The following is a 25,378-nucleotide window of genomic DNA, read 5'->3' as shown; positions in this document are numbered from 1 at the left end:
CTTTAGACGTTCTAGCTTTTCAGGAATGTCGTGAGCGCGGCGACAACGCCGCGATTGGCCTCTTCAGTGCCGACGGTCATGCGAAGCGCGTTGGGAAAGCCGTAACCTGAAACGCGCCGCAGAATATAGCCGCGCGCGCTCAGATAATCGTCAGCCGCCGCCGCGGAATGCTTCTGATCGTCGGGAAAATGAATGAGCAGGAAATTGCCAACGCTCGGCGTCACGCGCAGCCCGAGCCCGGTCATTTCGCCGCTCAGCCAGGTGAGCCAGGTCTCGTTATGCGCCACGCTGCGCTCGACATGGGCACGGTCGCGGATCGCGGCGATGCCGGCCTCGATCGCTGTCGCATTGACGTTGAAGGGGCCGCGCACACGATTGATGGCGTCGATGATATGCAGGGGACCATACATCCAGCCGATGCGCGCGCCGCCGAGCCCGATCTTGGAGAAGGTGCGGGTCATCACCACGTTCTCGGCGCTGCCGGCCAGCTCGATGCCGGCTTCGTAGTCGTTGCGGCGGACATATTCGGCGTAGGCCGCGTCGAGCACCAGCAGCACGTTTCCCAGCAGTCCGGCATGAAGGCGGCGCACCTCCTGGAACGGCACATAGGTGCCGGTCGGGTTGTTGGGATTGGCCAGGAACACGATTTTCGTGCGCGGCGTGACGGCCGCCAGCATCGCATCGATGTCGGCGCGCTCGTCGGTCTCCTTGACCACGACCGGGGTGGCGCCTGCCGACTGGATGTAGATCTTGTAGACCATGAAGGCGTGTTCGGTGAACATAGCCTCGTCGCCGGGCGCGAGATAGGTCTGCGCCAACAGGCCGAGGATTTCGTCCGACCCGTTGGAGCAGATGATGTTTTGCGGGTTGAGGCCATGCACCTCGGCGATTGCCTCGCGTAACCGCCTGGCGGTGCCGTCGGGATAGATGTCGAGCTTGCGGGCGACCTCGCGCGCGGCCTCGATCGCCTTCGGCGAAGGCCCAAGCGGATTCTCATTCGACGACAGCTTGTAGACCTTGGCGACACCGGCGGGCGCCGAGCTTTTGCCGGGCACATAGGCCTCTATGTCCATGATGCCCGCGCGCGGAGTTGGACGTGCCTGATCCGGTGTCTGGTTCATATCTTGCAAAATCCATCGAAAACGCCTCCATCCGGAGGCCGCTGCGGAAATACAAGCCATGGCACGCAATGTCGAGAGTGGCAGTGGTGCCAGCCGCCGCCATTGACGGCGAGGCAGGCGGGTTCTAGAAAGACGATTGACAGTTCCGTGGTGATTTGGCCGGTCGGCTTGCAGCCACGTTAAACAATTCGCTAAAGGGCCGTTTGCGTGACGTAACCGGCTTTGCGAAGGCAATGCCGGTTTTTTGTTGTCCGCGACCGGCCGGACGGACGCATCGGCGGCGGAGATCGGCAACGATTTCCACGAGCGCACGGTGCAGCAAGAGAGACGTGATGGCCGCTCTGCGTGCAGGAAAGACCAACAACGAGGCCGACCAACCGTCGAGCCCGGTGTTGCGTTTCGGACCCGACAAGCCGCTCAAGCTCGACGCCGGCACGCTGCTGTCGCCGTTCCAGATCGCCTACCAGACCTATGGCACGCTGAATGATGCCCGCTCCAATGCCATCCTCGTCTGCCATGCGCTGACCGGCGACCAGCATGTCGCCAGCACCAATCCGGTAACCGGCAAGCCCGGTTGGTGGGAAGTGCTGATCGGACCGGGCAGGATCATCGATACCAGCCGTTTCTTCGTCATCTGCTCCAATGTCATCGGCGGCTGCCTGGGTTCCACCGGTCCGGCCTCGACCAACCCGGCCACCGGTAAACCCTATGGCCTCGACCTGCCGGTCATCACCATCCGCGACATGGTGCGCGCGCAGCAGATGCTGATCGACCATTTCGGCATCGAGAAACTGTTCTGCGTGCTCGGCGGCTCGATGGGCGGCATGCAGGTTCTGGAATGGGCGTCGAGCTATCCCGAGCGCGTGTTCTCGGCGCTGCCGATCGCCACCGGGGCGCGCCATTCGTCACAGAACATTGCCTTCCACGAAGTCGGGAGGCAGGCCGTGATGGCGGATCCGGACTGGCATGGCGGCAAATATTTCGAACACGGCAAGCGCCCGGAGAAAGGGTTGGCGGTGGCGCGCATGGCCGCCCACATCACCTATCTGTCGGAAGCCGCCTTGCATCGCAAATTCGGCCGCAATTTACAGGACCGCGAAGCGCTGACCTTCGGTTTCGATGCCGATTTCCAGATCGAGAGCTATCTGCGCCACCAGGGCATGACCTTCGTCGACCGCTTCGATGCCAACTCCTATCTCTACATGACGCGGTCGATGGATTATTTCGACCTCGCCGCCGACCATGGCGGCCGGCTGGCCGACGCCTTCGCCGGCACGAAAACCCGCTTTTGCCTGGTGTCCTTCACATCGGACTGGCTGTTCCCGACCGAAGAGAGCCGCTCCATCGTCCACGCACTCAACGCCGCCGGCGCCTCGGTATCCTTCGTCGAGATCGAGACCGATCGCGGCCACGACGCCTTCCTGCTCGACGAGCCGGAACTGTTTGCCGCCATCAACGGCTTCATCGGCTCGGCCGCGCGCGCCAGGGGGCTCAGCGCATGACCCCGAAAAGTTGCAGACGTTTCGGATCAAGCTCGTGCGCCAAACAGAACGGCGAAGCCATGACCCCGAAAAGTTGCAGACGTTTCGGACCAAGGCCATGCGCCGTCCACGAGGCGAAGCCATGAGCGTCAACGGCAGCCAACGCGTCGACCTCGAGGTCGTCGCCAACCTCATCCCGCCGCAATCGCGTGTGCTCGACGTCGGCTCGGGCGACGGCTCATTGCTCGAATTGCTGCAGGACACCAAGCAGGTCGACGGTCGCGGACTCGAGCTGTCGCAGCGTGGCGTCAACGAATGCGTGGCGCGCGGTCTCAGTGTCATCCAGGGCGACGCCGACACCGATCTCGAATTCTATCCCGACAAGGGCTTTGACTTCGTTGTCCTGTCGCAGACCCTGCAGGCCACCCGCAACCCGAAGCTGGTGCTCGACGAGCTGCTCAGGATCGGCAACCGGGCAATCGTGTCTTTCCCCAATTTCGGTCACTGGCGGGTGCGCCTGTCGCTGTTCGTCAAGGGCCGCATGCCTGTGACCAGCGACCTGCCCTATTCCTGGTACGACACGCCCAACATCCACTTCTGCACGATCCGAGACTTCGTCAATTTGTGCGAAGAGCTTGGCGCGACAGTGGAGAAGGCGACCGCGCTCGACGCCAACGGCCAGAAGATCGGCCTGTCGATGCCATGGTGGTTCTGGAATTTCTTTGGCCAACAAGCAGTGTTCCTGCTGAAGCGATAATGAAATGGGCGCCGCCCGCAGGCGCGACTGCCAATCCTTGAGGGTGGCCGCGCGTCTTTCAGCAGGTGCGAAAGTGTTGCAGTTGAAGCGCCATGAGCTGGAATTCATCATGCCTGGTCGGTCGAACGACGGCACGACGGGGTGACATGGCAGGTTGTTTTTTGTAGCGTCGCACCGAATCCGATGAGGCCCATCCAGGGGGAAGTCCGATCCATTTAGCCATCCCGATGATCAAAGGACCTGGCGCGAAGGGTGTTTACGCGCTGGAGGCGACCGACGTGATATGATCGGGAAGACCGAACAGGCGCCCCTCGTCACGGTGATCACGCCCACTCACAACCGGCGCGAAACGGTGCTCCGCGCCGTCGAAAGCGTGCTTTCCCAGAGCATGCCGCGATTTGAACATATCGTCGTCGACGATGGTTCGACGGACGGGACCGAGGCGGCGCTCGCCCGCATCCATGACCCCCGGCTGATCTATGTCGGCGCGAAGTGGCGCGGCGCCAATGCCGCCAGGAATGCCGGCATCGAGCTAGCCCGGGCGCCCGTGGTGACTTTTCTTGATTCGGACGATCTCTTCCTGCCGCACCGGCTCGAACGGACGCTGGCATGGTTCGACGACAATCCAGCGCTCGAAGTCCTGCTCTCCTCATATGTCTCGGTGAAGGGTGGCCGCGGCACCGCCTGCGTTAACCGCGGCGCTTTCCTGAACCCGCCAATGCTGGAGCGGGCGGTGGTCGCGCAGACGGCCTTCATAGCCGGATCGGCTATAACAGCCAGACGCGAGGCTTTGCTGGCCATCGGCGGCTATGACAGCGACATTCCCCGGATGCAGGACCGCGAGCTTCTGCTGCGCTTCGCACAGCGCTTCGGCGCGCAATTATCGGAAGATATCGACTGGACGAAGCACAATTCGCAGAATTCGATTTCAGGCCGCAGGGACGGCTATGTCGAAGCCTACGCGATCCTGATGAGTAAGCATCCGCACATCGCTCGCTCCTACCCCCATGTCCCTCCCTTTATGATCACGCGGCAGATCATCGCCGATATTCTCCGGGGGCGAATACCACAGGCATTTGCAGGATACATGGCCAACCGCTCGTCTGATGCGCTTGGTTATTCATTGCCGGAACTGATCAACGGTTATCTCCACGGCCGCCGCTGGCGGCGCGACCTCTACGACGAAGTTCGTGGCAAGTTTGGAATTCCACCGGCCTGACCGGCGACAGCTCAGCGATCGAGCACGGCGCGTTGCAGGGCGCATTCCTTCTCGTCCCGCAGCGAGATGCCGACCGCAGGGCCTTGGCGGCCAGGCAACGGGCCGCAACGGGGGAAAAACTGCTACTTCCTGTGGTGGAGGCTTGCCGCGGCTGGCGGCGGCTCGATGGCACCCGCCCTGACGCGGGCAGGTTTCAGCGCGGGCGCGTCGGAATCCTTAACGATCGTCAGGGAACGCGGGAAGAACTGATTGTTGTGCTGGCCGCGCCCGATGTTGATGATCGCGGCGCCGGGCAGGCGCTTCTCCAGCAGCGACAGCACGCGCCGCAGCGAGGGTCCGTCGAACGCATCCATGGCTTCGTCGATGATCACCCATTTTGGCTGTCGCAAGGCGAGCCTGGCCACGCCCAGCAATCGCTGTTCGTCATCGCCCAACTCATGGTCCCAGCGTCCGACGCGGTCGAGCGACGACGACAGCCGTCCAAGACCGACCTCGGCAAGCACCGCTGAAATGTCGGCGTCGTTCGCCGGCGCATGCCCGTTCGGGTGATTGAGGACCTCGCGCAGCGTGCCGGCCGGCAAATAGGGCACACGCGGCACGAAGATGATGGTTTCCCCCGCCGGCAGGCCGATCCGCCCGCTGCCCCACGGCCACAGCCCGGCAATGGCGCGGAAGAACAGCGTCTTGCCGGCGCCCGGTTCACCGGTGATCATGACGCGCTCGCCGGCATGGATTTCGACATGCTGGTCGGCGAGCTTGGTGCATCCGTCCGGCGATGCCACCTGAAGCTTCTCGAACGTCAGGTTGCCATTGGCGTTGTCGGCGAATTCGATGCGCTTCTCCTTGTCGTGCAGCACATCGGTTTCATCGAGCGCGATGCGGAAGTCGGCGACACGCATCAGCGTGGCGCGCCAGTCGGCAATGCTGCCGATGTTGTTGATGAACCAACGCAGGGAGGAGTGGACCTGGTTGAAGGCCCCGACCGCCATCATCAGCCCGCCAAAGCTGATATCCCCCGAGAAATAGACCGGCGAGGCGACCAGGATCGGCGCCACGACCGTGATCCAGCCATAAGTATCGGTTACCCAGGACAGATTGATCTGGGCGGTGTAGATGCGCCGCATGGCGCCCAGCACCGTGCCGAGGTCGAGTTGCAGCCGTCGCTTGGCGTCATCCTCCCCACGGTACAGCGCGATGGCATCGACATTCTCGTTGACGCGCACCATCGAGGAGCGCAGTTCCGCTTCGCGCGTATAGCGGTCGCTGTTGAGGCTGATGAGCGGCCGCCCGACCAGCCAGCTCAGCCACGAGGCGGTACCGGCATAGAGGAACGCGGCCCAAACCATGTAGCCCGGTATCGCCAGCGACCAGCCGTTGACGTGGAAGACGAAGCCCGAAGACAGTTCCCACAGCACACCGACAAAGGACACGAGCAGGATGAACGACTGCAGCAGGCCGACACCAAGATCGGTCGACAGGTCCGAGAGATGCGCGGCATCCTGTTGCATGCGCTGGTCGGGATTGACGCCGATGGCGCCGGCATTGGCCAGCCGGAAGGCGCGCGCCGGCCGCATCCATTGGTCGATCAGGTCCAGCGTCAGCGCCTCGCGCAACTTCAGCCGGATCATCTGGTTGAGCCAGGTCTGGCCGATATTGAGCACCAGCAGTCCGCCGGCGATCATGGCAAAGACCATCAGCTGATGCAGGAAGGCCGCCATGTCGCGGCGCGCGAGGGCATCGTAGAACGGCTGGTTCCAGCGGTTGAGCAAGACCTGGCCGATCGACGTCGCGATAATGACGCCCATGATGCCGAGCAACGTCCACAGCAACCACTTGCGAACCGGTGATCCGATCAGCGCCCGCTTGATCGTCGCCACCTGATCGCGCAGGCTGCTGGCGACGGCGACCGGCTGAATGGTGGCCTGATTGTCCAATTGATCAGCCATGGCCGAGGTCCTTGCGTTCAGTAGCGAAGCTGAAACCGGATGAAGGGAGCCGACGGCGGCAGCCCCTCAACCACTCCGCGAGCCCAGCACGACAGATAGGTCGGAAAGACGCGGCGCGATGCAAGTTTCCATCGCGATCACGAAGGTGTCACTTGCCGGGGCGATGCCACACCCCTTGCCTCGGCCCGCCGGCCGAGCCGTGTCGCGCCATGCGGCGACAGCACCGGCACGAAGACGCGGCGGGACGCACGCTGGGCCACCGGCACGCCTTGATAGAGCCGTTTCTGCGCTTCGACGACAATGACGCCGGAAAAGATCGGCCACAGCCTCCGGCCGGCGCGCTCCAGCACATTGTGGAAGCGCATCATGAAACGCCGCCGCGATGGCGGGAAGAACAGCGCATCCGACCAGGCGGCGGGCGTGAAATTCGCCTCACGCAGCAATTCGGTGAGCTGCCCGCGTGAGAAGGGCCGCCCATTGCCGAACGGCGTATGTTCGAAGCGCGCCCAGACACCGCGCCGGTTTGGCACGACGATGACGACGCGCCCGGCCGGCGACAGCACCCGCCAGATCTCGTTCAGCGTTTCACGCGGGTTTTCGACGTGTTCGAGCGAATGGACGAGCAGCATGCGGTCGATGCAGGAATCGACCAGTGGCAGTTCCTCGTCGAACACCAGGGCCGTCGCCGTTGGCCCGGCCGCCGGCCAGACCACGGCGCCCTGGGTCGCCGGCATGAAGGCGAAGACCCGCTCCGCGTCGGTGCCGAAGCGTTCCAGCCAGGGCAAGGTATAGCCCAGGCCGACCAGCCGCTCATTGGGCACCGCGGCCCATATCGACGACAGCGCCATGGTGATCGAGCGCTCGGCGAACCGGCCGAGCGTTGTCGAATAGAAGGAACGAAGGTCGACGATGTCGGAATGCATGTCAGGGATGTAGCCGTGATGTCAGCCGGATTCAACAAAAGGCCAAAGCGGCCGGCACGGCGGATGTCAATTTGACATCCCACGATAACATTCGCTTTGCTCGCCATCCGGGATGACATTCGCTTTCTCATCCGGGATGACATTCACGCAGCGGCGCCCTATGTCTGCGGCGGCAAATGGAGAAATGCGATGCCGGTCGAAATCGAACAGTTCATGTGCCGCACCGACAATTTCGGCGTGCTGGTGCATGACCCCGAAAGCGGCCAGACCGCGATTATCGACGCGCCCAAGGAAGCGCCGATCCTGGCCGCGATCAAGCGCACCGGCTGGACGCCGACGATGATCCTGACCACGCATCATCATATGGATCACGTCGAGGCCAATCTGGCGCTCAAGGAGCGCTTCAAGCTGCGCATCGTCGGCCCGGAGGCGGAAAAGGCCAAGATCCCCGGCATCGATGAAACCGTCGAAGAAGGCTCCGTCCTGCATCTCGGCCATGAGCGCATCGAAGTGATCGCCACGCCCGGGCATACCGCTGGCCATGTCTCCTACCATCTGCCGTTATCGAAAGTGGCGTTCACCGCGGATACGCTGTTTGCGCTGGGTTGTGGGCGGCTGTTCGAATGCAAGCCGCCGGTGATGTACGAATCGCTGAAGAAGCTCGCGGCTCTTCCCGCCGAGACGACAATCTATTGCGGCCACGAATACACGCTCGCCAATGCCCGTTTTGCACTGAGCGTCGACCCCACCAATTCGGCGTTGAAGGAGCGCGCCGCGCGGATCGAGGCGCTGCGGGTCGACAACATGCCGACGCTGCCGACGACGATCGGCGAGGAACTGTCGACCAATCCCTTCCTGCGCTGGCACGATCCGGCAATCCGCAGGCATCTCGGCATGGAAAAGGCCGGGGATGCCGAGGTCTTCGCCGAAATCCGCAAGCGCAAGGACAATTTCTGACCACCATGCCAGCTATCTGCCGATGACCAGTTCCGCGGAAATCATAGCAACGCTCGCCCTGAAGCCGCATCCGGAAGGCGGCTGGTACGCGGAAACCTTTCGCGACGAAGCCGGCGGTGCGCGCGGCCATTCGACCGCCATCTATTTCCTGCTGGAACAGCATCAGGTTTCGGCCTGGCATCGGGTCAGGGACGCCGCCGAGCTTTGGCACTTTTATGCCGGCGCGCCTCTGGCGCTGTCGATGTGGGAAGAAAGCGGCGCCATTATCGAGCAGGTGCTCGGCATCGAGCTCGCGGCGGGTGAACGGCCGCAGATCGCCGTGCCGGCGGGCTGGTGGCAATCGGCGCGCACACTGGGCGAATGGACGCTGGTCGGCTGCACGGTGGCGCCGGGTTTTGATTTCGCCGCCTTCGAACTGGCCGAGCCGGGCTGGCAGCCGAAGCCGATTTAGCCCAGCAGGAATCCCAGCGTGACCGCCAGTTGGGCGGCATAGTACAAAACCCACACGGTGAAACGCATCCAGGCGCGATGCTGCGAGACGGCCGCCACTAAAAATTTCTCCATGGCGAGCAGCCCGTCCGATGCCATGAACAGCACGGCGCCACCGATCACCCAGACGTTGCTTGTCGTTAGCGCCGACATGCCCATCGCCAGGATCGCCACGACATAGACGGCGATCGGTATACGCAAGCCGGGACCAACGCGGCGCCAAAGCGCCGCCAGCATGACGATCGCGAACACCGCCATGGCCAGCGCGATCGCGCTGCGCCAGGGCTCGGCGCCAAGCAACTCCAATCCGGCACCGCTGCGCAGCAACAACGCGACATAGACGATGTGGGCGACGAGAAAACTGGCCAGTCCACCCAGAAAGGCTTTTTCGCCGTCGCGCGACAAGAAGGCATCGCCAATGGCGCTCAGCGCAAGGGCGGCGACCAGCAGCAGCGGCCCGCTTTGTATTGCGGCGAGTACGGCGAGCATCGCAACGGCAATTGTCTTTGCCGCCGAGCGGGCCAGCGTCGGCGGCATGCCAAGCGTGAAGGCATAGATCACCGCCGCCACCAGCGAAAAGATCAGCGTCGCATTGGCGTTGGCGTCGATGCCCCCAGCAAACGGCATCGTCATGCCCTGGCTTCGCCTTCGGATGCCCTGGCTCCGTCTTCGGATGCCCTGACTCCGCTCTCCGTGGCCGGCTTGCGCAGGAACAGCGATTTTGCCGCTAGCGCCGCGCCGCCGGTGATGAGCACACAGGCGGCCAGAATGCGCAGCGACGGTTCGGCGACGCCGGCCGCGATCAGCACCAGCGTCGACAGCAGCGGCGCCGCGTAACTCGCGGCACCCAGCACCTGGATGTTGCCGCGCTTGACACCGATGTCCCAGGCATAGAAGGCCGCGCCCACCGGCATCAGGCCGAGCCCGAGCACGGCCAGCCACTGGCCGGCGCCGTCAGGCAGAACCGTTTGTTCCAGCGCCAGGTGGCAGACGAGCGACAGCACGGCGGTTGCCGCGCAGAACCAGGTGACGATGCTGGTCGGCACCGACGGGAAACGTCGAGACAGCAAGGAATAGGACGACCATAGCAGGGCGCAGACGGCGGCCATGGCGTAACCGAAGGCGTGGCGCGCATCGAAAGCCAGGCCGCCGCCCTTGGTGACGATCAGCACGGTGCCGGCAAGGCCGAGCAGCGCGCCGACGACATGGTTCCAGGCCAGCTTCTCGCCCGGCATCAGCGCCGAGCCCAGCACGATCAGCAACGGCCAGAGATAGGCAATCAGGCTCGCCTCGACCGCCGGCGCGTTGCGCAGCGCGGTGAAGTAGAAGAAGTGGTAGCCGAAGAGGCCGGCAATGCCGATCACCCAGACCTGAGGAGGGATCTTTTGGCTCCTGTCGGTGGCCGGCATGAACAGTCGCGCGACAAACCCTACGCCTGTGCCGATCGAGAAGGTGATGGCCGACAACAGGAATGGCGGCACCTTGCCGGACGCATCCGTCAGCAACGCCAGCAATGCCCACATGGCGACCGCCGAAAAGCCGATCAGTGTTGCGCGCCCCATTTTGTCTCCAGTGGCGCGCCCGTTCTGTCCCCGGTGGCGTGCCTTATTGTACCGCTTCGAACCGTCTGGCGCTGATGGTCAAGGTGCCGATCTGCGTTCCGACCGTGGCGTGGATCGGCGCATATACGCCGGTTTGGCCGAGCGGTGCAAACGTCACCATCATGCGGCTTTTGTTCTTGAGATAATTGAGCGCCTTGCGGCCCTTGCGATAACCCGCCACCGGCTCGAAACCCATCTGGCAGGTGACGGTGTCGCCCTTGTAGCCCGGCACCGAGATCGTTCCTTTCGAGGCGTAGGTCAGCGTCAGGTCGGCGCGCATCTCACCATCGTAGAACTTGACCTTGCGGCCACAGACCTGGTCGAGGCTGTCGGCATGGATGACGGTCGCCGCCATCGGATCGAGCACCGATGCCAGGTCGCCGGCGCCGAGTGGCACCCAGGCCTTGGGATCGCGCTTGCCCGGAGCGGGGATAACCCGCGTCGAGGTCACGTTGCCATTGCTAAAGCGAATGTCGATCGAAGACGCCTTCTTGCCGGAAGTGTAGTCGGCCCGAAACGCCTGCGGCACCATTTTCTGGCCCGAAATCGTGCCTTTTGACGAGATCGTGCCCCGCGTGTCGTCGAACAGCTTGGCCAGACCCGCCGCCGAGACACTGCCTTCGATCGCGTAGGCACCGTTCTCATAATGGCTGGAAAAGGTCGATCTGGCGATCGAGAGACCAAGGAACGACACCGTGTATTCGCCCTTGAACGACTGCGGCGAGGCAGCGGACGCAGCGGTCGGCAAGGCGATGACAAGCGCGGCAACAAGCGCGTGAGACGAACGAGGCATGGCGGGATCGGATCCTTGGTTTCGGCCGGAGGCGGGCGACTCCGGTCTGGCGTGTCCCTATGAGACCGCTTATACGGTGAAATCCGGCCTTAATATGAAAAGTCGGGCGCTTCCGTGCGGAAGCCGGAGCTTGACGACCCGGTGAAATGCAACTATGGAACGCCAACTTTTCCATAAGGCCGCCTGACCAGAACCGCGCGCCACCCGGCGCGGGTACAAAGGTTTGGCAGGCCCCGAGAGAACTGAAGGTTAGAACCATGTCCCGCACCTGCGAACTCACTGCCAAGGCAGTCCAGACCGGCAACAATGTGAGCCACGCCAACAACAAGACCAAGCGTCGCTTCCTGCCGAACCTCGTCAATGTGACGCTCATTTCGGAAGCGCTGAACCAGAATGTACGCCTGCGCATCTCGGCCAACGCGCTGCGTTCGGTCGAACATCGCGGCGGCCTCGATGCCTTCCTGGCCAAGGCCGACGTCAAGGAACTGTCGCAGCGCGCGCGTCTCTTGAAGAAGCAGATCGCCAAGAAGCTTGCCGAGCAGGTCGCTGCGTAACATCCAGATAAAGGCGGGGGACGACCGCCTGGCCAACCTCCTTGCTGGCCGCTGAGCATCGGATAGATCCGCAAGGTTCGACACTCCGATGCTCAATTACGAAGCGAGCGCTGCCTCGGCATGATGCTCCGCTGGTTCCATTACCCAGGATAAAAAAATGTCTTCTTTTTCGCGGTACCTGCCTTTCGTGGCTGCCATGGCGCTTGTCGTCGTGGCATCGAACATCCTCGTGCAGTTTCCCATGCAGGGAAACGTCGGCGGCCTGTCGCTCGCCGACGTTTTGACCTGGGGCGCTTTCACCTATCCCTTCTCTTTCCTGGTCACGGACCTCGCCAACCGCCGTTACGGGCCTGCCGTGGCGCGCCGGATCGTCTTTGTCGGCTTCATGACGGCGGTGGTCTGCTCGATCCTCGTCCCGCCCTTCCTGTTCCGCCATGGCCTGATCGAATTCGAGACATCAGCCGACCGGCTGGTGCGCATCGCGGCGGCTTCCGGAGCGGCGTTCCTGTCCGCACAATTGCTCGATGTGACCGTGTTCAACCGTTTGCGCCGGCAGAGCTGGTGGCGGGCGCCGATCGTCGGCACGCTGGTCGGATCGGTGTTCGACACCCTCGTGTTCTTCGGCGTCGCCTTTTCAGCCGCCTTTGCCTTCGTCGGCCCAAGCGACGGGTTTGCGCTGGAGAGCGCCCCATTGATGGGCGTGTTTCATGTCGACGCCATGCGCTGGGTGTCCTGGGCGCTCGGCGACCTCAGCGTGAAACTGATCATCGCTGTCGTGGCTCTGATCCCTTACCGGCTGCTCGCCGCCCGCTGGAGCCAGCCGGCCGCCGCCGCGGCCTAGCCGTGATTCCCTGGATCCAGCTGGACTCCGCGAAAACGCCTGATGACCAGCAGGAACTGCGGCTGAAACAGCGCGGTTCTGAATTCTCGATCATGCTCGGTACCAACGAGCTGATGAACAGCCGGCTGAGCGGCTCCGAGGAAGCGCTGGCAAAACTGTCCTGCCAGAGGATTGCGGGTCATCGTCGGCCGAGAATCCTGATCGGGGGGCTCGGCATGGGTTTTACGCTGCGCGCTGCCCTCGCCGAATTGGGCGACAATGCCGAGATCGTCGTCGCGGAGCTGGTGCCGGCCGTCGTCGCCTGGGCGCGCGGCCCGATGGCCGAGATTTTTGCCGGCTCGCTCGATGATCCCCGCGTCACCATCCACGAAACCGATGTCGGTCAGCTCGTACGGTCCGCACCCATTGCCTGGGACGCGATCCTGCTCGACGTCGACAATGGCCCCGAAGGCATCGTCCACAAGGGCAATGACGCGCTCTACAGCGTGGCTGGCCTCGCCGCCGCACGCACCGCCCTAAGACCGGGCGGCGTCCTGGCCGTATGGTCGCAAGGGCCGGATGCCGGCTTCACGCGGCGGTTGAAACAGGCAGGTTTCGCTGTCGAGGAAGTCAACACGCGCGCCAACGGCAAGCGCGGCGCGCGCCATGTCATCTGGATCGCCACCAACAGCTCGCGGTCCTGACCAGAGCAGCAGCGGTGTTTGGACCTGTCTGGACTCGTGGAGCTCCGCGCAACCGTTGGCTTGTCAGGGCAGGATTCTCGGAAATGGCCGACGCATAAAAAAAATCGCCAATGAGCGTCGCGAAGGGGCTGCCCCTCAATCCTGGTGCAGAATGAATTCCAGATAGAGATTGCGCTGCAGGATCGAGTGGTTGTCGTCGGAGATCAGCGACACCATCAACGCGCCGTCATCCCGGCTCCAGACATCGAGCCCTTCCATATTGTCGATCTGGTAGCCCATGTCGGCTTGCAGCAGCACCGGCCCGTCGGCGACGGCGCCCTTCTCGACGCTCTCTCCATAAATGCGCCGCAGCCGCATCTTGAGGCCGCCCGCCATGGTGAAACTGCGCTCCAGCAGCAAGAGGTCGCCATCCGGTAGGAAGGCGCCGTCGGTGATGTCGAAATCGTCGTTGCGCTTGACAGTGAAGACGCCCCTATGCGGGCCTTCGATAATGGCGGCGTAGATGTTGCCTGATTTGTCGAGGCTCTTCTCCGAGACCACGACCAGGCCGCCTTCATGCTGGCCATTGGCATTTGAATGGGTGACTGTCTCGAAGCCGCGGTTCTGCCGCAGCTCCCACGCCTGCACCAGGAAATCCAGCTGCCTGAATGGCGCCTTCATGTTGTCCGGGTCGATCTTGAACTGGGAGACGCGGTGGTTGCGCTCGAAACCGACGGTGGCAATACCGTCATTGACCGCGAGGCCTTCGGCGTCGACTTCCCATTTTTCGTCGATCGGCCGGCCGCTCTGGTTGGCCATCTGCTGCATGCGAAAATTCTGGATGCCGAGGGGGCGCCTATCGGCGTCGCGGGCCACCGAGCCGAAGAACCAGTAACCGGTGTCGGCAACACCGATGAAATCGCTGCCGGCTTTCAGAAACCGAAAGGCCGACAACGCGCCGAAATCGCGTGATGGCGAGGTCATTTCCAGCCCACCGACGAATTCGAGCGGACCGAATTGCTTGTCGGCGCGGCCAATGTGGAATTCGGTGATCGGGCGTGCCGAGACGGCGACAGGTTCAACTGGAGCCGAGCCGGCCGAACCTGCCGGAGCCACACCGGCGAGCAGGACGATGGCGGCGAAAAGCGTTTGCCTAAACCCGCCTCGCGAAAAGATCATCCGGCGCGCCGCATGCCGCCGCGACGCGTATCCTTCGCGCTTTCCTCGGCAAACAGCGAAGCCAGCTGCTCGGTCATGGCGCCGGCCAGTTCCTCGGCATCGACGATGGTGACGGCGCGCCTGTAGTAGCGCGTGACGTCATGGCCTATGCCGATGGCCAGCAGCTCGACCGGTGAGCGCGTCTCGATCAATTCGATGACGGCGCGCAGATGCCGCTCGAGATAATTGCCCGGATTGACCGACAGCGTGGAATCGTCGACCGGCGCGCCGTCCGAGATCATCATCAGGATCTTGCGCTGTTCGGGCCGGGCAATCAGCCGGTTGTGGGCCCACAGCAGCGCCTCGCCGTCGATATTCTCCTTGAGCAGGCCTTCACGCATCATCAGGCCAAGGTTGCGGCGTGCCCGCCGCCATGGATGATCGGCGGATTTGTAGATGATATGACGCAGATCGTTGAGGCGGCCGGGGTTCGGCGGCTTGCCGTCCTTCAGCCACTTCTCGCGCGCTTGTCCGCCCTTCCAGGCCCGCGTGGTGAAGCCGAGGATCTCGACCGAGACGCCGCAGCGCTCCAGTGTGCGCGCCAGAATGTCGGCACAGGTGGCGGCGACCGTGATCGGCCGGCCACGCATCGAGCCGGAATTGTCGAGCACCAGCGTCACCACCGTGTCGCGGAACTTGGTGTCGCGCTCCTGCTTGAACGACAACGGCTGCATCGGATCGATGACGACGCGCACCAGCCGCGCCGGGTCGAGATAGCCCTCTTCCAGGTCGAAATCCCAGGACCGGTTCTGCTGCGCCATCAGCCGGCGCTGCAGCCGGTTGGCGAGCCGTCCGACCACGCCCGATAGATTGGCGAGTTGCTTGTCGAGGAAAGCGCGCAGCCGGTCGAGTTCTTCCTCTTCGCAGAGCTCCTCCGCGCCGACCGTCTCGTCGAAAGCTGACGTGTAAACCTTGTAGTCGATTTCCTTCGGCAGATTGGTGAAGGGATTGTCGTTGCGCCTAGCCTCGCCGGGCGTCTCGGCATCGGCATCGTCATCGTCGGACAGATCGTCGGCCGTTGCATCGGAGGCTTCCGTCTCCGCCGATTGCTCGTCGTCGGCCGATGCCTCGGCGTCCTCGGACTGCGACTGTTCTGAGCCGGAATCGTCCTCGCCGCCCTCCTCGCTCTGTTCCTCGCCTTGCGGCTGGTTGTCGTCATTGTCCTCGGAATCCTCGGTCTCCTGGTCGTCGCCGAGTTCCTCGGCCATTTCCATGGAGGCAAGCATCTCGCGCACGACGCGGGCGAAGGCCTGCTGGTCCTCGAGCTTTTCCGACAGGCCGTCGAGATCGGCCTTGGCCTTCTCCTCGACCCAGGGCCGCCAGAGTTCGACCAGCCGCTCGCCGCTCTTCGGCACCGGCCGGCCGGTCAGCTTTTCGCGCACCATCAGCGCCAGCGCCTCCTCGATGGGCGCATCAGCCTTGTCCTTGACGTCGACGAGGTTGGCCTTGGTGTATTTGTCCTCCAGCATCGACCCGATATTGTCGGCGACGCCCTGCATGGCGCGGCTGCCGATCGCCTCGACGCGGGCCTGTTCGACCGCGTCGTAGATGGCACGGGCGGCCTTGCCTTCCGGCGCCAGTCTGCTGTGGATGCGCACATCATGGCAGGCGCGCTTCAACGCCATGGAATCGCCGAGCCCGCGGGTAATCGCGATGTCGGACTTCGATGCCTTCTTGGGCAGTTCGGGCAGCCGCGCACGGCTGCCCGCCAGCGCCGGCCTGTCCTTGGCGAAGCCGACTTCCATTTCCTTGTCGCCGGCAATGGCGCGCATGCAGACGGTGACGGCGCGCTTGAAGCTGTCGGCTTCAGACCCCGTCTTGGACTTGTTGCGCGTATTGTCGCCCGGACCCGCCATCGAGGCTCTGCTTAGCCCAGCACCACATTGGCCGCGCTCTCGGGCAGATCCTGGCCGAAGGCGCGCTGGTAGAACTCGGCAACCACCGAACGCTCCAGCTCGTCGCACTTGTTGAGGAAGGTCAGCCGGAACGCCATGCCGACATCGCCGAAGATCTCGGCATTCTCGGCCCAGGTGATGACGGTACGCGGGCTCATCACCGTCGACAGGTCGCCATTGATGAAGGCCGAGCGCGTCATGTCGGCGACGCGCACCATCTTGTTGACGATGTCCTTGCCCTTGGTGTCGCGATAATGCTTGGCCTTGGCCAGCACGATGTTCACTTCATTGTCGTGCGGCAGATAGTTCAACGTGGTAACGATCGACCAGCGGTCCATCTGCGCCTGGTTGATCTGCTGGGTGCCGTGATAAAGGCCGGTGGTGTCGCCCAGACCAACCGTATTTGCGGTCGAAAACAGCCGGAACGCCGGATGCGGGCGGATGACCCGGCTCTGGTCGAGCAGCGTCAGGCGGCCGGACGATTCCAGCACGCGCTGGATGACGAACATCACGTCCGGACGGCCGGCGTCATACTCGTCGAAGCAAAGCGCGACATTGTGCTGGTAGGCCCAGGGCAGGATGCCGTCGCGAAATTCGGTGATCTGCAGGCCGTCCTTGACCACGATCGCGTCCTTGCCGACGAGATCGATACGGCTGACATGGCTGTCGAGATTGACACGCACGCAAGGCCAGTTGAGGCGGGCGGCGACCTGTTCGATATGGGTCGACTTGCCGGTGCCGTGATAGCCCGACACCATGACACGGCGGTTGTAGGCAAAGCCGGCGAGGATCGCCAAGGTCGTCGCCTTGTCGAACAGATAGTCGGGATCGACATCGGGCACATGCTCGCTGGTGACCGAGTACGCTGGCACCACCATCTTGGACTCGAAGCCGAATTTCTCCTTCACCGACACCGTCGCGTCGGGCAGGTTGGCGATGTCGCGATCGACCTTGTTCATATCTCTCAACGTCTCCACGGGCGAAACGTCGCGTTTCGCCGGCAATCCATTTTGTTCGGGGGCGGTCTTAGAGCCTTTTCCAACCTTATGAAAGTTGGAAAACGACACGAACCATAGGGTCGCTCAGCACAGGCCCGCCTGTTTGAGCACGCGATAGGCCTGAAGCACATCGCGGAACCGGTCTTCCGAACCTCTGTCGCCGCCATTCGCATCCGGATGGTGACGCTTCACCAGTTCCTTATAGCGCGCCTTGATGTCCTTGCCAGTCGCCTTTGTATCAAGGCCAAGCGTTTCCAGCGCCTTGGCCTCAAGCGGCTTGGCCTTGCGCTCGCGCGCCTCGCGCGGATCCTTCGGTCCCTTGAACAGGTCGAATGGGTCGCGCATGCGGTTGTAATAGCCTGCGCGGCCGGAGCGCATCTGCGCCATGTCGGGCGAGGAACGCGTCGAGGCGCCGTTGACGCCCATTTTCCAGGTCGGCCGGTGGCCGGTCATCGCTTCCTTCTGAAAGCGCGCCACCTCGGTGTCCGGCACGCCGGAGAAGTAGTTGAAGCCCTTGTTGTACTCACGCACATGGTCGAAGCAGAAGCGGAAATACTCGCCCTCCTTCATGCGACCGACCGGCGCGCGATGCGTGCCCGCCTCCTTGCAGCCATCCCACTGGCAGATCGGCGCGTGCGCCTTCACCTCCGCGTCCTTGTCGGGGCGGACGCGAATCTTCTCGAAATATTTGGGATACGGCTTCATCTCACCCATTTATGGGGCGTTCGCAGATGCGAAACAAGAATTGACATTTTCGCGATGATCGCCCTAACCGCTGAATCGCGGCTTAAAGCAGGCGGATGACCGATTTTGTTGCGCGCCAGCGGCCCGGCGAAACCTATTTCGGGTTTTCACGGCGGCGCGCCGACCATATGTGGTGAAGGGAGAAGACGATGTCCATACAGGCGACCATGGAAGACAAGCTCAACAAGGCATTTTCGCCCGAGCGGCTGGTCATCCTCAACGAAAGCCATCTCCACGCCGGCCATCATCATGTGGAATCCGGTCACCACGCTGAGTTCGATGGTACCGGCGAGACACATTTCCGTGTCCGCATCGTCTCGGCGAATTTCGTTGGCATGAGCCGCGTTGATCGCCACCGCGCCGTCAACGAACTGCTGGCCGACGAGTTGAAGGCGGGCGTTCACGCGCTGGCTATCGAGCCCGCGGCGCCCGGCGAACAGACCCGCTGGTAAGCCAAATCCCGGAGCTGGTCCTATAGCTCGTCTCGCGCTGCTCAGATTATCGCTTCGATCAGGAATGGCCCGCGCCGCGACAAGGCGGCATCGAGCAGCGCGTCGAACCGCTCGCAGGTGTCGGCACGCGCCGCCTCCACACCCATGCCTTTGGCCAGCGAAACCCAGTCCAGCGCCGGATGGTCGAGGTCGAGCATGCGCCTGGCATTTTCGCCGATCGCGTTCACCCCGACATTGCGCATCTCGCCATGGAGGATCGCATAGGTGCGGTTGGAAAAGACGATCGTCACCACGTCGAGCTTTTCCCGCGCCTGCGTCCACAGGCCCTGCACCGTGTACATGCCGCTGCCGTCGGCCTCCAGATTGATCACCTTGCGGCCGGGACAGGCGATCGCCGCGCCTGTCGCCAGCGGAATGCCGCCGCCGATCGACCCGCCCGTGCCCATCATGTAGTCGTGCGGCGCGGCAAAGGCCGACAGCGCGAAGAAACGTCGCGCCGAGGTGACGGCCTCGTCGCAGACGATCGCGTCGCCCGGCAGCTTTTTGGCCACCGAGAGTGCAATGGCATCTTCCGTCAAGCTGCCGGTTGGCGTTGCTTCCTCGGGAAAGGCGCTTGCAACCAACGCCGGCTGCGATTGCCTGACGCCCAGTTCGTCGCCAAGCGCCTCCAGTGCCGCATGCAGATCCTGACCATGGGCGGCGAGCGTCAGCACCTGGCAATCGTCACGAACAAGCCTTCCCGGTTTTCCCGGATAGGCGAAGAAGGCGACCGGCTCCTTGCCGCCGACCAGCACAAGGACATCGATATCCCTGAGCGCTGCCGTCGCCGCGTCGACCGGATAGGGAATGCGCGTCGGCGCGACGCGCCCGCGCCCGCGCTGCATACGCGCGATCAAAACCTCGCTGAACAGCCTGACATCGCAGGCCGCTGAAATCTGGCCGGCGATCTCGAGGGCATCGGCCCGCGCCGCCCGTCCCCGAACGATCATGCCGGCGCGCCCGGGAGCGGCACGGATCGCGGTAGCCACCGCTCGCACGGCGTCGATGTCGACGGCTGGCGGCGATGCGAGTTCCACCTTGCCGGGCGAAACCGGGTCGGCGTCGCCCCAGGCCGCGTCCGCCGGCAGGATCAGCGTGGTGACACCCGGCGGTGTCAGCGAGGCGCGAAAGGCCGCCTCCGTGGCCGGTTGGACATCGGCGGGCCCTCCGATGCGGCGCACCCACTTCGACATCGGCGCCGCCAGCCCCTCGATATCGCTGGTGAGCGGCGCGTCGAGCGGCAGATGGTAGGAGGCATGGTCCCCGACGATATTGATCATCGGGCTGAAGGCGCGCCTTGCATTGTGCATGTTGGCCAGCCCATTGGCGAGGCCCGGGCCGGTGTGCAGCAGCGTCGCGGCGGGACGATCGGTCATGCGCGCATAGCCGTCGGCCGCACCCGTCACCACCCCCTCGAACAGGCCGAGCACGCAGCGCATCGCCGGCTTGCGGTCGAGGGCCGCGACGAAATGCATTTCGGATGTGCCGGGATTGGCGAAGCAGACATTCACGTCATTGGCCAACAGCACGTCGCACAGAACATCGGCGCCATTCATGCGAATTTTCTCCCATTCACGAAGAGCAATTGCACCCGCGGATATCGGCACGGCAATATCCCGCCGCCGTTTTTGGCATGATCCAGCCACAGAATGGGCGAGCGACGGTCGGCAGGATCAGGCGACCGTCGATTTCAGGAACGCTGGCGCGGCGGCGTTCGGCGCATTGCCATCTCCGCCGAAATCGCGGTTGATGGACGGCCATTCGGGCCGGAGCGACGGAACAAACAATGCCTTCCCGCAGTTGAATATGCGAGCCCCATCAGAATGGCTCCGAAGGCAACGATCATGCGTGAGAACCAATCCGACGTCTTCCATCTCTTTTCGGAAATTTATGCGAACGCCGCCCAGGAAGAGATAAGTCTCCAGCAATATCTGCTCGCCTGCCGCGAGGACAAATCGATGTATGCCTCGGCGCCGGAACGAATGGTCGAGGCGATCGGCGAGCCAAACCTGGTCGACACCAGCAAGGACGAGCGGCTAGGCCGTATCTTCTCGAACCGGACCGTCAAGATATATCCCTCCTTCTCCGACTTTTACGGGATGGAGGATACGATCGAGCGCATCGCCGGATATTTCCGCTATGCCTCCCAGGGCCTCGAGGAGCGCAAGCAGATCCTCTACCTCCTGGGTCCGGTCGGCGGCGGCAAATCCTCCTTGGCCGAACGGTTGAAGAAATTGATGGAGGAGCGCCCGATCTACACGCTGAAGGTCGGCAACCAGATCAGTCCGGTTTTCGAATCGCCGCTTGGCCTGTTCCACCCCGATCGCATGAGCGATCTCCTGGAGGACAAATACGGGATAGCCCGGCGCCGCCTGAACGGACTTATCTCGCCATGGGCGGCCAAGCGCCTCGACGAACTGTCCGGCGACATTTCCAAATTCAGCGTGGTCAAACTGATGCCGTCGCGGCTGCGCCAGATCGGCATCGCCAAGACCGAGCCTGGCGACGAGAACAACCAGGACGTCTCGGCCCTGGTTGGCAAGGTCGACATCAGGCAATTGGAAAATTTCAGCCAGTCCGACCCCGACGCCTATTCCTACAGCGGCGGACTGAACCGAACGACGCAAGGCCTGCTCGAATTCGTCGAGATGTTCAAGGCGCCCATCAAGGTGCTGCATCCATTGCTGACGGCGACCCAGGAAGGCAGTTACAACGGCACCGAGAATTTTGGTGCCTTTCCCTACCAGGGCATCATCGTTGCCCATTCCAACGAATCCGAGTGGCAACAGTTCAAGAACAACAAGAACAATGAGGCGTTTCTCGATCGCATCCTCGTGGTCAAGGTGCCGTATTGCCTGCGCATCACCGAAGAGAGGCAAATCTACGAGAAGCTGCTGCGCGAGAGTGAATTGGCCGCCAGCCCTTGCGCGCCCGAGGTGTTGGACATCCTCAGCCGGTTCAGCGTCTCGACCCGCCTTGCCGAGCACGACAATTCGCCGCTGCACACCAAAATGCGCGCCTATGATGGTGAGAACCTCAAGGAAGTCGACCCGAGGGCGAAGTCAGTCCAGGAATATCGCGACGCCGCCGGCGTCGACGAAGGCATGACCGGCGTCAGCACGCGCTTCGCCTTCAAGATCCTGTCGCAGACGTTCAACTACGATACCAACGAGGTCGCGGCGGACCCCGTGCATCTTATGTACATCCTGGAAGAAGCGATCAAACGGGAGCAGTTTCCGAAGGAGACGGAAGCCGCCTATCTCGAATTCATCAAGTCGGAACTGGCCGCCCGTTACGCCGAGTTCATCGGCCACGAGATCCAGAAGGCCTATCTGGAATCCTATAGCGAATATGGCCAGAACCTGTTCGACCGCTACATCGCCTATGCCGATGCCTGGATCGAGGACCAGGACTACAAGGACCCCGACACCGGCCAGATCCTCAACCGCGAGGTGTTGGACAACGAACTGTCGCAGGTCGAAAAGCCGGCAGGCATCGCCAATCCGAAGGACTTCCGCAACGAAGTGGTGAAGTTCACGCTGCGTGCCCGGGCGCGCAACCATGGCCGCAACCCTTCATGGACGAGCTACGAGAAGCTGCGCGAGGTCATCGAAAAGCGCATGTTCGGCCAGGTCGAGGACCTGCTGCCGGTGATCAGCTTCGGCTCCAAGCAGGATAGCGTCACCGAAAAGCGGCACAATGAATTCGTCCAGCGGATGGTGGAGCGCGGCTATACGGAACGGCAGGTGCGCCGGCTGGTCGATTGGTACATGCGGGTGAACAAGGCGGGCTGAGAGCAGTCCGAATGGTTGCATGCCGATCTTTATCGACCGCCGCCTGAATCCGAAGGACAAAAGCCTTGGCAACCGCCAGCGCTTTCTCAGGCGTGCCCGCGAGGAGCTCAAGCGCAGCATTCGCGACCAGATCCGCGCTGGGCGGATCGCCGACGTAGACGCGGAGCACGTCGTGCCTATGCCTGAAAGAGGCACTGGCGAGCCGACCTTCAACGACGCCAGGGACACCGGCCGGCGCCGGCACATCCTGCCGGGCAACAGGCAATTCTCCCAAGGCGACCTGATCCCCAAGCCCGGCCAGGGCGGAGGCATGGGCGGTTCGTCACCGGGAAAAACCGCGTCCGAGGACGACTTTCGTTTCGTGCTTTCGCGCGAGGAGGTGCTGGATCTCTTTTTCGAGGATCTCGAACTGCCCGACCTGGTCAAGCTCAACCTCAAGGAGATCCTTGCCTTCAAGCCGCGCCGGGCGGGTTTCGCCGCCACCGGTTCGCCAACCAACATCAATGTCGGCCGCACGATGCGCAACAGCCACGGCCGCCGCATTGCGCTCAGGCGCCCCAAGCAAGCGGCGGTCGACGCGATCATGCAGGAACTCGCCTTGCTGGAGGCCGCACCGCCTGATGCTCAAACGCGCGAGCGCGTCGTGGCGCTCAAAGAAGAGATCGAGCGGCTGGAGCGCCGGCGCCGGCGGATTGCCTTCGTCGACCCGGTCGACATCCGGTTCAACCGCTTCCATCAGCGCCCGGTGCCGAATGCGAAAGCGGTCATGTTCTGCCTGATGGATGTGTCGGGCTCGATGGGCGAGCGCGAGAAGGACCTGGCCAAGCGCTTCTTCGTGCTGCTGCACCTATTCCTGAAGCGACGTTATGAACGCACCGAAATCGTCTTCATCCGCCACACGCACGAGGCGCAGGAGGTGGATGAGGAAACCTTCTTCTACTGCACGCAAAGCGGTGGCACCGTCGTTTCCACCGCGCTCGAGGAGATGCATCGCGTCATCGAGCAGCGTTACCCCGCGAGCGAGTGGAACATCTACGCCGCCCAGGCCTCGGACGGCGACAATTTCGCCACCGATTCCGAGCGCTGCATCGCCCTGCTGAACGGCAAGCTCATGCGCCTGTGCCAGTATTTCGCCTATGTCGAGATCATCGACGAACGCGAGAGTCACATCTTCGGCGCGACTGAAAACGGGACGTCGCTCTGGCGAGCCTACAGCGCCATCGAATCGAACTGGCCGAACTTCCAGATGAGCCGCATAGCCACGGCCGCCGATATCTATCCTGTCTTTCGTCAGCTCTTCGCCAAACAGCCCGCGCTCCGGAAGAGCGCCTGAGGGGAAACCATGGCCAGGACAGCCAGCAAACCGGGTTTGCTCTTTTCCGGATCCGACTGGGACTTCCAGAAATTGTCGCACGCCTACGACGCGATTGCGGCAATCGCCATCGAGGAACTCAAGCTGGACACCTACCCGGTGCAGATGGAAATCATTTCCTCGCAACAGATGCTCGACGCCTATTCATCGGTCGGCATGCCGCTGATGTATCGTCATTGGTCGTTCGGCAAGCATTTCCTGTACCAGGATTTTCTCTATCGCAAGGGTGGACGGGGCCTGGCTTACGAACTGGTCATCAACTCCAATCCCTGCATCGTCTATCTGATGGAGGAAAACACCATGGCCTTGCAGGCCCTGGTGACGGCGCATGCTGCGCTCGGACACAATCATTTCTTCAAGAACAATCATCTGTTCCGGCAGTGGACCGACGCCGGGGGGATTCTGAGCTATCTGGAGTTCGCCAAGGGCTACATTGCCCGATGCGAGGAGCGGCACGGACTGTCGGCCGTGGAAAGCATTCTCGACTGCGCCCACGCGCTGATGGAACAAGGCGTGTTCCGATATCACAGGCCGCCAAAGCTGTCGTCGGAGCGGCAGCGTGAAGGGCTGCGCGAGCGCCTGGAATATGAAGAACGCTCCTACAACGACTTGTGGCGCACGCTGCCTCCCTCGCAGGACAGCAGCAAGACCGAGAAGAAGGACGAAGGCTTGGCGGAGCGGAAGAAATCGCTCAACCTGCCCGAGGAAAATCTGCTCTATTTCCTCGAGAAGAACAGCCTTGTCCTGGAGCCCTGGCAGCGCGAGATCATCCGCATCGTGCGTATCGTCGCGCAGTATTTCTATCCGCAGCGGCAAACGCAGGTGATGAACGAAGGCTGCGCCACCTTCGTGCACTACACCCTCATGAACGCATTGTTCGACCGCGGCCAGATCAGCGAGGGCGCCATGCTCGAGGTCCTGCGCAACCATTCCAATGTGATCTTCCAGCCGGCCTTCGACGACCCCCGGTTCTCCGGTATCAACCCATACGCGCTCGGCCTCGACATGATGCAGGACATACAACGCATTTCGACCGCGCCGACGGCGGAGGACCGCGACTGGTTTCCCGACATCGCGGGCCGCGGTGACTGGCGCGATGTGCTCCTGGACGCCTGGGCCAACCACCGCGACGAATCCTTCATCCGCCAGCACCTCAGCCCAGCCCTGATACGGAAATGGCGGATGTTTGTCCTCGCCGATCAGGCCGACGACGCACATTACGAGGTGGCCTCGATCCACAATGAGCGCGGCTACCAAAAGATACGTGCCGCGCTGGCCCAGAGCTACGACATCGGCGCGAGCCGGCCGGATATCCAGGTGGTGGATGTCGACCTGCTCGGTAACCGGCATTTGCGGCTGCAGCACAAGGTGAAGGAGGGCGTACTGCTCGACAGTGGCAGCCGCGACGCGACCCTGCGCCATGTCCGAAGCCTCTGGGGCTATGAGGTCAGCCTCGCTTCGGTCGACGCCGAAACCGGTGCGACGCTCAGCGAACGGTCAAGCAACGACTTTTGAATTTCCG

Annotated in this window: 23 protein-coding genes and 1 riboswitch; of the genes, 12 read left to right on the top strand and 11 right to left on the bottom strand. The window is 62.9% G+C overall.

Features of this window, described 5'->3' with window-relative positions; translation table 11 throughout:
• Positions 1 to 11: 11 nt before the first annotated feature.
• Positions 12 to 1,121 (bottom strand): histidinol-phosphate transaminase, encoded by a 1,110-nt coding sequence (gene hisC / locus FJW04_RS05690; protein ID WP_140712849.1) that lies wholly within the window; start codon positions 1,119 to 1,121, stop codon positions 12 to 14.
• 137 nt (positions 1,122 to 1,258) lie between these two features.
• Positions 1,259 to 1,336: riboswitch (SAM riboswitch) on the top strand.
• Between the two features lie 117 nt (positions 1,337 to 1,453).
• Between hisC and FJW04_RS05685 the strand changes: the two genes are divergently transcribed.
• The 3 genes from FJW04_RS05685 (at position 1,454) to FJW04_RS05675 (ending at position 4,578) form a co-directional block, all read left to right on the top strand.
• On the top strand, positions 1,454 to 2,623 hold the full coding sequence (locus FJW04_RS05685) for a homoserine O-acetyltransferase (RefSeq protein WP_015315520.1): 1,170 nt from the start codon (positions 1,454 to 1,456) through the stop codon (positions 2,621 to 2,623).
• A gap of 121 nt (positions 2,624 to 2,744) precedes the next feature.
• Positions 2,745 to 3,359 carry a methionine biosynthesis protein MetW gene (gene metW / locus FJW04_RS05680; RefSeq protein WP_015315519.1) on the top strand — a complete coding sequence of 205 codons (615 nt, stop codon included), beginning with the start codon at positions 2,745 to 2,747 and terminating at the stop codon, positions 3,357 to 3,359.
• 283 nt (positions 3,360 to 3,642) lie between these two features.
• Positions 3,643 to 4,578 carry a glycosyltransferase family A protein gene (locus FJW04_RS05675; protein ID WP_140616813.1) on the top strand — a complete coding sequence of 312 codons (936 nt, stop codon included), beginning with the start codon at positions 3,643 to 3,645 and terminating at the stop codon, positions 4,576 to 4,578.
• Positions 4,579 to 4,700: 122 nt separating this feature from the next.
• Here the strand turns inward: FJW04_RS05675 and FJW04_RS05670 are convergent, their stop codons facing one another.
• Positions 4,701 to 6,524, bottom strand: coding sequence for an ABC transporter ATP-binding protein/permease (locus FJW04_RS05670; protein WP_140712847.1), 1,824 nt, complete (start codon positions 6,522 to 6,524; stop codon positions 4,701 to 4,703).
• A 137-nt stretch (positions 6,525 to 6,661) separates the two neighbouring features.
• A complete protein-coding gene (locus FJW04_RS05665; RefSeq protein ID WP_015315516.1) occupies positions 6,662 to 7,447 on the bottom strand; it encodes a methyltransferase domain-containing protein in 786 nt (261 codons plus the stop codon).
• 189 nt (positions 7,448 to 7,636) lie between these two features.
• Between FJW04_RS05665 and gloB the strand changes: the two genes are divergently transcribed.
• Complete coding sequence (gene gloB, locus FJW04_RS05660) at positions 7,637 to 8,404, top strand: hydroxyacylglutathione hydrolase (protein WP_140712845.1); 768 nt, start codon at positions 7,637 to 7,639, stop codon at positions 8,402 to 8,404.
• Between the two features lie 22 nt (positions 8,405 to 8,426).
• Positions 8,427 to 8,855, top strand: coding sequence for a cupin domain-containing protein (locus FJW04_RS05655; protein WP_140712843.1), 429 nt, complete (start codon positions 8,427 to 8,429; stop codon positions 8,853 to 8,855).
• On the opposite strand, the gene FJW04_RS05650 is transcribed toward FJW04_RS05655, so the two are convergent.
• The 3 genes from FJW04_RS05650 to FJW04_RS05640 are packed head-to-tail and all read right to left on the bottom strand — an operon-like array spanning position 8,852 to position 11,287.
• Entirely contained in the window at positions 8,852 to 9,526 is a 675-nt protein-coding gene (locus tag FJW04_RS05650; protein WP_140712841.1) for a lysoplasmalogenase family protein, read from the bottom strand. The two genes, FJW04_RS05655 and FJW04_RS05650, sit on opposite strands and share 4 nt — an antisense overlap.
• Positions 9,523 to 10,455, bottom strand: a complete 933-nt coding sequence (locus tag FJW04_RS05645; protein WP_140712839.1) for an EamA family transporter — start codon at positions 10,453 to 10,455, stop codon at positions 9,523 to 9,525. Before FJW04_RS05645 ends, FJW04_RS05650 begins: the two co-directional genes overlap by 4 nt.
• A 43-nt stretch (positions 10,456 to 10,498) precedes the next feature.
• Positions 10,499 to 11,287: a DUF3108 domain-containing protein gene (locus tag FJW04_RS05640; RefSeq protein WP_015315511.1), complete on the bottom strand. Its 789-nt coding sequence runs from the start codon at positions 11,285 to 11,287 to the stop codon at positions 10,499 to 10,501.
• 257 nt (positions 11,288 to 11,544) lie between these two features.
• On the opposite strand from FJW04_RS05640, the gene rpmB reads away from it, so the two are divergent.
• The 3 genes from rpmB (at position 11,545) to FJW04_RS05625 (ending at position 13,365) form a co-directional block, all read left to right on the top strand.
• Entirely contained in the window at positions 11,545 to 11,841 is a 297-nt protein-coding gene (gene rpmB, locus FJW04_RS05635; RefSeq protein ID WP_010911765.1) for a 50S ribosomal protein L28, read from the top strand.
• A gap of 157 nt (positions 11,842 to 11,998) precedes the next feature.
• Entirely contained in the window at positions 11,999 to 12,682 is a 684-nt protein-coding gene (locus FJW04_RS05630) for a queuosine precursor transporter (RefSeq protein ID WP_140712837.1), read from the top strand.
• 2 nt (positions 12,683 to 12,684) lie between these two features.
• On the top strand, positions 12,685 to 13,365 hold the full coding sequence (locus FJW04_RS05625) for a hypothetical protein (protein ID WP_140712835.1): 681 nt from the start codon (positions 12,685 to 12,687) through the stop codon (positions 13,363 to 13,365).
• Positions 13,366 to 13,500: 135 nt separating this feature from the next.
• On the opposite strand, the gene FJW04_RS05620 is transcribed toward FJW04_RS05625, so the two are convergent.
• The 4 genes from FJW04_RS05620 to FJW04_RS05605 form a co-directional block, all read right to left on the bottom strand.
• Positions 13,501 to 14,523 carry an esterase-like activity of phytase family protein gene (locus tag FJW04_RS05620; RefSeq protein WP_140712833.1) on the bottom strand — a complete coding sequence of 341 codons (1,023 nt, stop codon included), beginning with the start codon at positions 14,521 to 14,523 and terminating at the stop codon, positions 13,501 to 13,503.
• Complete coding sequence (gene cobT, locus FJW04_RS05615; protein WP_015315507.1) at positions 14,520 to 16,418, bottom strand: cobaltochelatase subunit CobT; 1,899 nt, start codon at positions 16,416 to 16,418, stop codon at positions 14,520 to 14,522. Before cobT ends, FJW04_RS05620 begins: the two co-directional genes overlap by 4 nt.
• Positions 16,419 to 16,429: 11 nt before the next feature.
• Complete coding sequence (gene cobS / locus FJW04_RS05610; protein ID WP_140616804.1) at positions 16,430 to 17,416, bottom strand: cobaltochelatase subunit CobS; 987 nt, start codon at positions 17,414 to 17,416, stop codon at positions 16,430 to 16,432.
• A gap of 123 nt (positions 17,417 to 17,539) precedes the next feature.
• A complete protein-coding gene (locus FJW04_RS05605; RefSeq protein ID WP_032922426.1) occupies positions 17,540 to 18,169 on the bottom strand; it encodes a J domain-containing protein in 630 nt (209 codons plus the stop codon).
• Positions 18,170 to 18,348: 179 nt separating this feature from the next.
• On the opposite strand from FJW04_RS05605, the gene FJW04_RS05600 reads away from it, so the two are divergent.
• The gene (locus FJW04_RS05600; protein WP_140712832.1) at positions 18,349 to 18,651 is read left to right on the top strand and encodes a BolA family protein; all 303 of its coding nucleotides are present in this window, start codon (positions 18,349 to 18,351) and stop codon (positions 18,649 to 18,651) included.
• A gap of 41 nt (positions 18,652 to 18,692) precedes the next feature.
• Here FJW04_RS05600 and FJW04_RS05595 read toward each other — a convergent pair whose 3' ends face one another.
• Positions 18,693 to 20,246: an acetolactate synthase large subunit gene (locus FJW04_RS05595; RefSeq protein ID WP_140712831.1), complete on the bottom strand. Its 1,554-nt coding sequence runs from the start codon at positions 20,244 to 20,246 to the stop codon at positions 18,693 to 18,695.
• Positions 20,247 to 20,534: 288 nt separating this feature from the next.
• On the opposite strand from FJW04_RS05595, the gene FJW04_RS05590 reads away from it, so the two are divergent.
• The 3 genes from FJW04_RS05590 to FJW04_RS05580 are packed head-to-tail and all read left to right on the top strand — an operon-like array spanning position 20,535 to position 25,371.
• Entirely contained in the window at positions 20,535 to 22,484 is a 1,950-nt protein-coding gene (locus FJW04_RS05590; protein WP_140616802.1) for a PrkA family serine protein kinase, read from the top strand.
• Positions 22,485 to 22,503: 19 nt separating this feature from the next.
• On the top strand, positions 22,504 to 23,817 hold the full coding sequence (locus FJW04_RS05585) for a YeaH/YhbH family protein (protein WP_140712829.1): 1,314 nt from the start codon (positions 22,504 to 22,506) through the stop codon (positions 23,815 to 23,817).
• Between the two features lie 9 nt (positions 23,818 to 23,826).
• Positions 23,827 to 25,371 carry a SpoVR family protein gene (locus FJW04_RS05580; protein WP_140712827.1) on the top strand — a complete coding sequence of 515 codons (1,545 nt, stop codon included), beginning with the start codon at positions 23,827 to 23,829 and terminating at the stop codon, positions 25,369 to 25,371.
• Positions 25,372 to 25,378: the final 7 nt, after the last annotated feature.

It is taken from the genome of Mesorhizobium sp. B2-7-3 (assembly GCF_006440715.1).
Taxonomy (GTDB): Bacteria; Pseudomonadota; Alphaproteobacteria; order Rhizobiales; family Rhizobiaceae; genus Mesorhizobium; species Mesorhizobium australicum.
This window is presented reverse-complemented; position numbering and strand designations above follow the sequence as displayed.

What these genes read in the sequence shown, in the direction of transcription:
- hisC (WP_140712849.1), bottom strand. Translation starts at nt 1,121, where the DNA reads ATGAACCAGACACCGGATCAGGCACGTCCAACTCCGCGCGCGGGCATC.
- FJW04_RS05685 (WP_015315520.1), top strand. Translation starts at nt 1,454, where the DNA reads ATGGCCGCTCTGCGTGCAGGAAAGACCAACAACGAGGCCGACCAACCG.
- metW (WP_015315519.1), top strand. Translation starts at nt 2,745, where the DNA reads ATGAGCGTCAACGGCAGCCAACGCGTCGACCTCGAGGTCGTCGCCAAC.
- FJW04_RS05675 (WP_140616813.1), top strand. Translation starts at nt 3,643, where the DNA reads ATGATCGGGAAGACCGAACAGGCGCCCCTCGTCACGGTGATCACGCCC.
- FJW04_RS05670 (WP_140712847.1), bottom strand. Translation starts at nt 6,524, where the DNA reads ATGGCTGATCAATTGGACAATCAGGCCACCATTCAGCCGGTCGCCGTC.
- FJW04_RS05665 (WP_015315516.1), bottom strand. Translation starts at nt 7,447, where the DNA reads ATGCATTCCGACATCGTCGACCTTCGTTCCTTCTATTCGACAACGCTC.
- gloB (WP_140712845.1), top strand. Translation starts at nt 7,637, where the DNA reads ATGCCGGTCGAAATCGAACAGTTCATGTGCCGCACCGACAATTTCGGC.
- FJW04_RS05655 (WP_140712843.1), top strand. Translation starts at nt 8,427, where the DNA reads ATGACCAGTTCCGCGGAAATCATAGCAACGCTCGCCCTGAAGCCGCAT.
- FJW04_RS05650 (WP_140712841.1), bottom strand. Translation starts at nt 9,526, where the DNA reads ATGACGATGCCGTTTGCTGGGGGCATCGACGCCAACGCCAATGCGACG.
- FJW04_RS05645 (WP_140712839.1), bottom strand. Translation starts at nt 10,455, where the DNA reads ATGGGGCGCGCAACACTGATCGGCTTTTCGGCGGTCGCCATGTGGGCA.
- FJW04_RS05640 (WP_015315511.1), bottom strand. Translation starts at nt 11,287, where the DNA reads ATGCCTCGTTCGTCTCACGCGCTTGTTGCCGCGCTTGTCATCGCCTTG.
- rpmB (WP_010911765.1), top strand. Translation starts at nt 11,545, where the DNA reads ATGTCCCGCACCTGCGAACTCACTGCCAAGGCAGTCCAGACCGGCAAC.
- FJW04_RS05630 (WP_140712837.1), top strand. Translation starts at nt 11,999, where the DNA reads ATGTCTTCTTTTTCGCGGTACCTGCCTTTCGTGGCTGCCATGGCGCTT.
- FJW04_RS05620 (WP_140712833.1), bottom strand. Translation starts at nt 14,523, where the DNA reads ATGATCTTTTCGCGAGGCGGGTTTAGGCAAACGCTTTTCGCCGCCATC.
- cobT (WP_015315507.1), bottom strand. Translation starts at nt 16,418, where the DNA reads ATGGCGGGTCCGGGCGACAATACGCGCAACAAGTCCAAGACGGGGTCT.
- cobS (WP_140616804.1), bottom strand. Translation starts at nt 17,416, where the DNA reads ATGAACAAGGTCGATCGCGACATCGCCAACCTGCCCGACGCGACGGTG.
- FJW04_RS05605 (WP_032922426.1), bottom strand. Translation starts at nt 18,169, where the DNA reads ATGGGTGAGATGAAGCCGTATCCCAAATATTTCGAGAAGATTCGCGTC.
- FJW04_RS05600 (WP_140712832.1), top strand. Translation starts at nt 18,349, where the DNA reads ATGTCCATACAGGCGACCATGGAAGACAAGCTCAACAAGGCATTTTCG.
- FJW04_RS05595 (WP_140712831.1), bottom strand. Translation starts at nt 20,246, where the DNA reads ATGAATGGCGCCGATGTTCTGTGCGACGTGCTGTTGGCCAATGACGTG.
- FJW04_RS05590 (WP_140616802.1), top strand. Translation starts at nt 20,535, where the DNA reads ATGCGTGAGAACCAATCCGACGTCTTCCATCTCTTTTCGGAAATTTAT.
- FJW04_RS05585 (WP_140712829.1), top strand. Translation starts at nt 22,504, where the DNA reads ATGCCGATCTTTATCGACCGCCGCCTGAATCCGAAGGACAAAAGCCTT.
- FJW04_RS05580 (WP_140712827.1), top strand. Translation starts at nt 23,827, where the DNA reads ATGGCCAGGACAGCCAGCAAACCGGGTTTGCTCTTTTCCGGATCCGAC.